Here is an 8,223-nt window from a genome sequence, read left to right on the forward strand (position 1 = left end):
TCGGAGCTCGGAGCACCTTGCGCACCGTGTCGCGCGCAATGCCTAGCTCGCGCGCGATCCGCTTGATCCCCTTGCTGTTCTGGAAATGCTCGAAACGGATCCGCGCAATCGTCTCCACACCCGTCATCCCCGGACCCTTCCGAAAAACCGGAAGGATCAGCCAGAGCCAATAACAGGGGGACTAACCTTCAACGCGATAAGCGCCCCTCACAGGGGCAACATTGCAGGCGATCTCACATCAAAAGAAGCCGGTCTGCGATGTCGCCTTGGCCGCACAACCAGAATTCACCATCAGGTAGGCCATGACGGATGTCTGGTGTCGGGCATCTCCCGAATTTCGGGAAGTGGCGCAAACTGCCAGTTGCATATCATGGTCAGAAGCGGTCCATGAAGCCCACTATCGCCATACCCCGCGCGAGAACAAAAAAAGAACTTGTCGAAAAGAACAAACCATGACCATATCGGTCATCGGCGCGGATTGAGATGTCCCCGCGCCCCTGCCATAAGGAGCGCGACACGTGAATCAGGCGAATCTCAAGCTCGTGGAAGGCTCCTCGATGGACAAGGCCAAGGCGCTGGACGCAGCGCTCTCGCAGATCGAGCGCGCCTTCGGCAAGGGCTCGATCATGCGGCTGGGCAAGAACCAGCAGGCGATCGAGATCGAGACGATTTCGACTGGCTCGCTGGGCCTCGACATTGCGCTCGGCGTCGGCGGCCTGCCCAAGGGCCGGGTCATCGAGATCTATGGCCCTGAATCCTCTGGCAAGACCACGCTGGCGCTTCATACCATCGCCGAAGCCCAGAAGAAGGGCGGCGTCTGCGCCTTCGTCGACGCCGAGCATGCGCTCGATCCGGTCTATGCCCGCAAGCTCGGCGTCAATCTCGACGACCTGCTGATTTCGCAGCCCGACACCGGCGAGCAGGCGCTGGAGATCACCGACACCCTGGTCCGGTCCGGCGCCATCGACGTGCTGGTGATCGATTCCGTGGCCGCCCTGACCCCGCGCGCTGAAATCGAGGGCGAGATGGGCGATGTCCAGCCCGGCCTGCAGGCCCGCCTGATGAGCCAGGCGCTGCGCAAGCTGACAGCCTCGATCTCGCGCTCGAACTGCATGGTCATCTTCATCAACCAGATCCGCATGAAGATCGGCGTGATGTACGGCTCGCCGGAAACCACCACCGGCGGCAACGCGCTGAAATTCTACGCTTCGGTCCGCCTCGACATCCGCCGCATCGCGACGCTGAAGGACCGCGAGGAGGCCACCGGCAACCAGGTCCGCGTCAAGGTCGTCAAGAACAAGGTCGCACCGCCCTTCAAGCAGGTCGAGTTCGACATCATGTTCGGCGAAGGCATCTCCAAGGTCGGCGAACTGGTCGATCTCGGCGTCAAGGCCGGCATCGTCGAGAAGTCCGGCGCCTGGTTCTCCTTCGACAGCCAGCGCCTCGGCCAGGGTCGCGAGAACGCCAAGGCCTTCCTCAAGGCCAATCCCGACATGGCCGCGCGCATCGAAGCGATGATCCGGCAGAATTCCGGCGTTCTGGCCGACCGCATTCTCGACGAGGCGACGCCGACCGCGGACGATCTCGACGACGGGCAAGCCTGAGACCAGAGCTCGCCATCCACCATGCAGACCATCGGACGGGCGGCCCTCGGGCCGCCCGTTTTTGTTGAGCCGCGCCAAGGCGTTGGCGGAGGCTTTCTTGACAGGCCCTGGCGGGCTGAAAAGAACCGGAGATTTTCAGGGCGGATCGACTGGAAATCTGAATCCGCCTCTAAAACAGATAGTTAGGGCAGGATTTCCGCGAAAAACCGGTTTCCACTTTTTCGCATCCTGCTCTAGAACCGCTCATGCCTGCCGGACTTGCCGGCCTTTCAGATGAGAATAGAGCGCGAATTGCGATGAGCGGCGTCAACCAGATCAGGTCCACCTTCCTCGACTATTTCAAGTCGAACGGCCACGAGATCGTGGCCTCGAGCCCGCTCGTGCCGCGCAACGACCCGACCCTGATGTTCGCCAATTCCGGCATGGTCCAGTTCAAGAACGTCTTCACCGGCCAGGAGAAGCGTCCCTATTCACGTGCGACCACCGCGCAGAAATGCGTCCGCGCCGGCGGCAAGCACAACGACCTCGACAATGTCGGCTACACCGCCCGCCACCACACCTTCTTCGAAATGCTGGGGAATTTCTCCTTCGGCGACTATTTCAAGGAACAGGCGATCACTCATGCCTGGACGCTGGTGACGCGCGAATACGGCCTGCCCAAGGAGAAGCTGACCGTCACCGTCTACTCCGAGGATGACGAGGCGCACGCGCTCTGGAAGAAGATCGCGGGCTTGTCCGACAGCAAGATCATCCGCATCCCGACCTCGGACAATTTCTGGCGCATGGGCGACACCGGCCCCTGCGGCCCCTGCTCCGAGATCTTCTACGACCATGGCGATCATATTCCCGGTGGCCCGCCCGGCTCGCCCGACGAGGACGGCGACCGCTTCATCGAGATCTGGAACCTCGTCTTCATGCAGTACGAGGAGGCGGCCGGCGGCGTTCGCAGCAATCTGCCGCGCCCCTCGATCGACACCGGCATGGGGCTGGAGCGCATCGCGGCCGTCCTTCAGGGCACGCATGACAACTACCAGATCGATCTGTTCGCGGCCCTGATCCGCGCCATCGCCGAATTGACCTCGGTGGCCTCCGACGGACCGATGAAGGCGAGCCACCGCGTCATCGCCGATCACCTGCGCTGCTCGGCTTTCCTGATCGCCGACGGCGTACTGCCGTCAAATGAGGGGCGCGGCTACGTGCTGCGCCGGATCATGCGGCGCGGCATGCGCCACGCCCAGCTTCTGGGCGCGAAGGATCCGTTGCTCCACAGGCTCGTGCCGGTGCTGACCCGCGAAATGGGCCAGGCCTATCCCGAACTGCTGCGCGCCGAAGCGCTGATCAGCGAAACCCTGAAGCTGGAAGAAACCCGCTTCCGCACCACGCTAGCGCGCGGCCTGACCCTGCTCGACGATGCTTCGAGGGACCTGGTCTCCGGCCAGAGCCTGAAAGGCGATGTCGCCTTCACGCTCTACGACACGTATGGCTTCCCGCTCGACCTGACGCAGGACGCCCTGCGCGCACGTGGCGTCTCGGTCGACACCGCCGGTTTCGACGCGGCGATGCAGCAGCAGAAAGCCAAGGCCCGCGCCGCCTGGTCGGGCACTGGCGAGGCGGCGACGGAAAAGCTCTGGTTCCCGCTGCGCGACCGCGTCGGCGCGACGGAATTCCTCGGCTACGACACCGAGACCGCCGAAGGCGTGATCACCGCCATCATCCGCGACAATGCCGAGCGCGACACGCTGACGACCGGCGAAAGCGGCTTCGTCATCGTCAACCAGACGCCTTTCTATGGCGAATCCGGCGGCCAGCTCGGCGATACCGGCGCGATGCGCGGCGCCGGCGCGTTGGCGCAGATCAGCGATGTCCAGAAGAAGCTCGGCGACGTCTTCGCCCACGCCGTCACGGTGAAGGAGGGTGCGCTGAAACTCGGCCAGCCGGTCGAGCTCATGGTGGATCATACCCGCCGCAGCGCGATCCGGGCCAACCATTCGGCGACGCATCTGCTGCACGAGGCGCTGCGCCTCGTCCTCGGCGACCATGTCGCGCAGAAGGGCTCGCTGGTCTCGCCCGATCGCCTGCGCTTTGACTTCTCGCATCCCAAGCCGATCTCGGATGAGGAACTCGGTCGCGTCGAGGACATCGCCAACGCCATCGTGCTGCGCAACGAGCCGGTCACGACGCGGCTGATGAGCGTCGACGACGCGATCGCATCGGGCGCTCGCGCCCTCTTCGGCGAGAAATATGGCGAAGAGGTCCGCGTCGTCGCGATGGGCACGACCGATCAGGGCAAGCCCTTCTCGATCGAGCTCTGCGGCGGCACGCATGCGAGCCGCACCGGCGATATCGGCATCGTCAGCGTCGTCGGCGAGAGCGCGGTCGCCGCCGGCGTCCGGCGGCTCGAGGCGATGACCGGCGGTCCCGCGCGCCGCCAGCTCAACGAAGACTCGCGCCGGCTGCACGAGCTGGCCGGCCTGCTCAAGGTGCCCGCCAGCGAGGCCGGCGCGCGGCTTACGGCCCTGATCGAGGAGCGCCGCAAGCTCGATCGCGATCTGACCGACGCCCGCAAGAAGCTCGCCATGGGCGGCGGTGGCGCAGCCGAGGAGCCCATCCAGGAGATCGCCGGCGCGAAGCTGCTGGCGCGCGCCGTCACCGGCGTCGAGATGAAGGACCTCAAAAGTCTGGTCGACGAGGCCAAGACGCGCGTCGGCTCCGGCGTCGTCGTCATCGTCGGTGTGTCGGAAGACGGCAAGGCCGGCGTCGTCGTCGGCGTCACCGCCGACATGACCGCGCGCTTCGATGCGGTCGCCCTGGTGCGCGCGGCCTCCGAGGCGCTGGGCGGCAAGGGCGGCGGCGGCCGGCGCGACATGGCGCAGGCCGGCGGGCCCGATGGCGACAAGGCGCAATCAGCGCTCGACGCCGTCGCCGCGGCGATGGGCTGAGGTCGCCATGACCGCCGCCGCCTCTCATCCGGGCTGGCGGCGGCAGGTTCATCTCTGGATCGACCACGGCGCCGGCGACGACCCCGTCGCCACCGTGATCCATCGCGGGCTCGTCGTGCTGATCTGCGCCAATGTGGTGGCGATCGTGCTGGAATCGGTCCCCTCGATCGAAGCGCGCTTCAGCGTCGCATTCGCGCGGTTCGAGCTCCTCTCCCTGCTGGTTTTCGCCCTCGAATATGGCGTCAGGCTCTGGGCGGCCCCGGAGCATGCGCGCTATCGGGGCCTGAGCCCAGCGCGGGCGCGGCTTGCCTATGCCGCCTCCGTGCCGGCGGTCATCGATCTGCTGGCGACGCTGCCGCTGCTGTTTGGGATGCTCGGCTTCGGCGAGCTCAGGGTCCTGTTGCTTTTGCGGCTGCTGCGCTTCTTCAAGCTCGGGCGCTACTCGCCCGGCATGGCCTCGCTGTCGGCTGCGCTCGTCTCCGAGCGCAAGGCGCTGTTTGCCTGCTTCGTCATCCTGATGGGCGTCATGCTGATGGCGGCCAGCGCGATGCATCTGGTCGAGCACGAAGCGCAGCCCGACAAGTTCGGCACCATTCCCGACGCGATGTGGTGGGCGATCATCACCCTGACCACGGTCGGCTACGGCGATGTCTATCCCGTCACCGCGCCCGGCAAGGCGGTGGCGGCCGTGACCGCCGTGCTGGGCCTCGTCATGCTGGCGCTGCCGGTCGGCATCGTCGCGACCGCCTTCGCGCAGGAGATCCATCGCCGCGAATTCGTCGTGACCTGGAGCATGATCGCGCGCGTGCCGCTGTTTGGCGGATTGGACGCGTCCGAGATCGCGGAAGTCATGCAGTTCCTGCGCGCCCGGACGGTGCGCAACGGCGCGGTCGTCATGCATGACGGCGAGCCCGGACAGGCGCTTTATTTCATCGCCAGCGGCGAGGTCGAGGTCATGCTCGCGGAAGGCAGCACGCGACTCGACGAGGGCCATTTCTTCGGCGAATTGCGGCTGGACGACGTGGCGATCGCCAGCCACTCGCCCTGCCCCAACGCAGCCGTCGCCACCGCCGCATCCAAGCTTCTGGTGCTCGATCCCGTGGATTTCCGCGCGCTGACGACGCGCCATCCCCGGCTGGCCGAGCGCATCCGGGCGCTGGCGCAGGCATGAGCGCGCGCCTGCACGTCCTGACGGCGCTCGCAGCCGCCTTGTGTTCCGCGGCAGTGGAGGCGCAGACGCGGCCGGCCCGCCCCCCATCCGCGCCCGGCATGTCGGCGTCGCGCAGCGTCATGGCCGGATCGATGCTGAGCGTGTTCCTGAGCCGGATGCCCGCCGACGGGCGTCTGGCGATCGCGCGGCCCGGCGACCCCGCCACATCGGCGATCGTCGTCGTCGTTCCGGGTTCGACCGTGCCGGTGATGCAGACGCCCGGAGCACCCGGCGCCTACGAGCTCAGATTGACCGTGCAGAAGAATGGCGGTCCGGAGATTCTGCTGCGCCAGCCGCTGGCGACGACGCAGGCCAGCGCCACGCTCGGCGCGCCCGCGCGCATCGGGCGCGGCAAGCCCCTGCCGGTGCGCGGCATCGGCTGCAATGGCGAGCAGGACCGCGTCGTGCTCGTGCGCCAGGGCTCAGCCGTCGATGCGACGGGCCCGTCCTTCTTTCCGGCCGAGAACGTCGAGGCGACATTGGAGGCCCCACGAGACCCCGGCGACTACGAACTGCGCTACGTCATGAGCGCGCCGTTGAGCGGGATGGCGATCCTGGCGAGGCAGGCGATTACGGTCGAGTGAGATCGTCTGGTGATAAAAGCGGCGGGCGACGCGGCCGGTTGCGACCCTATGCAGAAGCCGCGAACGTCCGCACGTAGGTTGCGCGGTGAGCGGTGACCTACGGCTCCAAAAGGTGGAGAACGGCCCGTCCGCTTCCAGCGGGGAAGCGAGACAAGCCGCCTTTGCGCAGGGTTATTTCAGCGGCAGGAACAACTCCGCGACCGCCTCGTGCTCCGGCACCTCCGGGAAGAACGAAAGGCGCTGGCAGTAGAGTGGGAAATCCCGCGCCTCCTCGCCGCTGGCCGGAAGCCACTCGCGATAGAGATAGAGTGCGGGAGGCTCCAGATTGTCGGTGTTGCCAACGACCCGTAGAACCGCGCAGGGTCCGCCCGGGATTTCGCCGACCCGGATTTCCTCGCCGTTCGCCGCGATCGGCTGGTCGGTTCCGACACAGAGGTCTACGCTATAGTCGGCGGGCGACGCGGGACGCCGCTCGGACCGCCAGATGTTGAAGGTAGGGTTCGTGCTTGGGTGCAAACCAGCGGATTTCCGCCATGCGATGAACCGCTGGATGGTGATTCCGAGCGTCGCCGGATCACCGCGGTGCTCCATGATCGCTATGCGCGTCGTTGGCACATCGCGGATCGTCACGTCCTCGGGAGTGAATGTTCTTGGCATGAGCTTGCTCCTGGCGTTTTCGAGGGGCCCGAAGGCCGCAAGCCACGATCTCCAGTCGGGAGCCTTCCTGAAAGACGACGGAGACTGCCCAAACCGTTGCCGAAAGGCGCGGGCGAAGGCGTCTGGTGCGTCGTAACCGGCATCCATCGCTACTTCAGTGACGCTTTGGGCGTCCCTGTAGGCCAGCCGGTATGAAGCGCGCTTCATTCGAGCAAGCTGAACGTAGCGGTGCACGGACAACCCGAAGGTTGCCGTGAACTGCCGGTGGAAGTGGAACTTTGAGAAAGCGGCGATGGCACTGACCGTCTCTAAATTCAGATCGTCGTCCAAGTGCTGATCGATGTGATACAGCACCCTCCGCATCCGCGCGTAGTAGTTTCGGACCGCCGCACTCATTGTCCCGACCTTCGTGGCGCGACCAGCTAGGCGCACATGGGCATGACATGCTCGACCGATGTTGCTGTTCGGTTAGGGCTGTGTGCTGCTTAGACGTCTGTTTGCAGGAATGGCAGGGCTGGGTCGGATGCGGAACGTCCGCTTCCCGATTGCTGACCAAGGTCCGGGTACGACCCGTTGCCGACCTTAAGTCGCGCCGCGCCACCACTGCCAGACGAGGATAATCGCGACCGACGCCGCAATCGCAATAATCAGACGATGGCTCTCGCTTTTCGATTGGCTTCTGCGCGGCATTCCACAACTGGGACAGACAAGTTGGTGGCTGTCCATCGACGTTTCGCAATTCGAGCAACTGGTTCGGGGGCCCTCGTCCATGTCAACCTCGCCATTCGCCTTGCGATCACCGTCCTCTAGCTTGTGCTGGTAAATATCTGCTCCCGACCCATAGCTGACATCACAGCGCACAGCCCTCGCGTAGAAAATCTATCCCCGCCCCCGTCGTCCCATGCCTATTCTCCCCCCGCTCCGCCCGACCAAGGGGGCTGTCGCGAGGCATCGTGCGGCCGGGCGGGGTTGCGGTGTTCATGGGCTGAGGGCTGTCGCGAGCCTCGGCCATGGAGGGGCCGCTCGTCGCCGGGGACATCAGCCATCCCGGTCATGCCCGACCTCAATGGGCGACGAGCGGAACCGGAAGAGAACCGCGCGCGGGGCGGGGTGGCGGCATTCGGCGCTGCCTCGACATCGACAATCGACTTCGACATCGGCGCGCAGTCACCGACTGCGACGCCACCTCTCCCCGCGCATCCCCTCGGGAATACGCAATCGGACAACCC

Annotated in this window: 5 protein-coding genes; 4 read left to right on the forward strand and 1 reads right to left on the reverse strand. The window is 65.6% G+C overall.

Annotation, left to right across the window (positions count from 1 at the left end; translation table 11 throughout):
• Positions 1-518 precede the first annotated feature (518 nt).
• From recA to AC1DZY_RS26190, 4 genes are all read left to right on the forward strand, one after another.
• Positions 519-1,604: a recombinase RecA gene (gene recA, locus AC1DZY_RS26175; protein ID WP_476823081.1), complete on the forward strand. Its 1,086-nt coding sequence runs from the start codon at positions 519-521 to the stop codon at positions 1,602-1,604.
• 296 nt (positions 1,605-1,900) lie between these two features.
• Entirely contained in the window at positions 1,901-4,543 is a 2,643-nt protein-coding gene (alaS, locus tag AC1DZY_RS26180; RefSeq protein WP_476823082.1) for an alanine--tRNA ligase, read from the forward strand.
• A gap of 7 nt (positions 4,544-4,550) precedes the next feature.
• Positions 4,551-5,714 (forward strand): cyclic nucleotide-gated ion channel, encoded by a 1,164-nt coding sequence (locus tag AC1DZY_RS26185; RefSeq protein WP_476823083.1) that lies wholly within the window; start codon positions 4,551-4,553, stop codon positions 5,712-5,714.
• Positions 5,711-6,337 (forward strand): hypothetical protein, encoded by a 627-nt coding sequence (locus AC1DZY_RS26190; RefSeq protein ID WP_476823084.1) that lies wholly within the window; start codon positions 5,711-5,713, stop codon positions 6,335-6,337. Before AC1DZY_RS26185 ends, AC1DZY_RS26190 begins: the two co-directional genes overlap by 4 nt.
• Before the next feature lie 171 nt (positions 6,338-6,508).
• On the opposite strand, the gene AC1DZY_RS26195 is transcribed toward AC1DZY_RS26190, so the two are convergent.
• Positions 6,509-7,390 (reverse strand): AraC family transcriptional regulator, encoded by an 882-nt coding sequence (locus AC1DZY_RS26195; protein ID WP_476823085.1) that lies wholly within the window; start codon positions 7,388-7,390, stop codon positions 6,509-6,511.
• Positions 7,391-8,223 lie beyond the last annotated feature (833 nt).

This window comes from Allobosea sp. P2_A10 (assembly GCF_056405115.1).

Excerpts from the sequence above, each read along its gene's own strand:
- alaS (WP_476823082.1), top strand. The coding sequence starts at position 1,901 with ATGAGCGGCGTCAACCAGATCAGGTCCACCTTCCTCGACTATTTCAAG.
- AC1DZY_RS26190 (WP_476823084.1), top strand. The coding sequence starts at position 5,711 with ATGAGCGCGCGCCTGCACGTCCTGACGGCGCTCGCAGCCGCCTTGTGT.
- AC1DZY_RS26185 (WP_476823083.1), top strand. The coding sequence starts at position 4,551 with ATGACCGCCGCCGCCTCTCATCCGGGCTGGCGGCGGCAGGTTCATCTC.
- AC1DZY_RS26195 (WP_476823085.1), bottom strand. The coding sequence starts at position 7,390 with ATGAGTGCGGCGGTCCGAAACTACTACGCGCGGATGCGGAGGGTGCTG.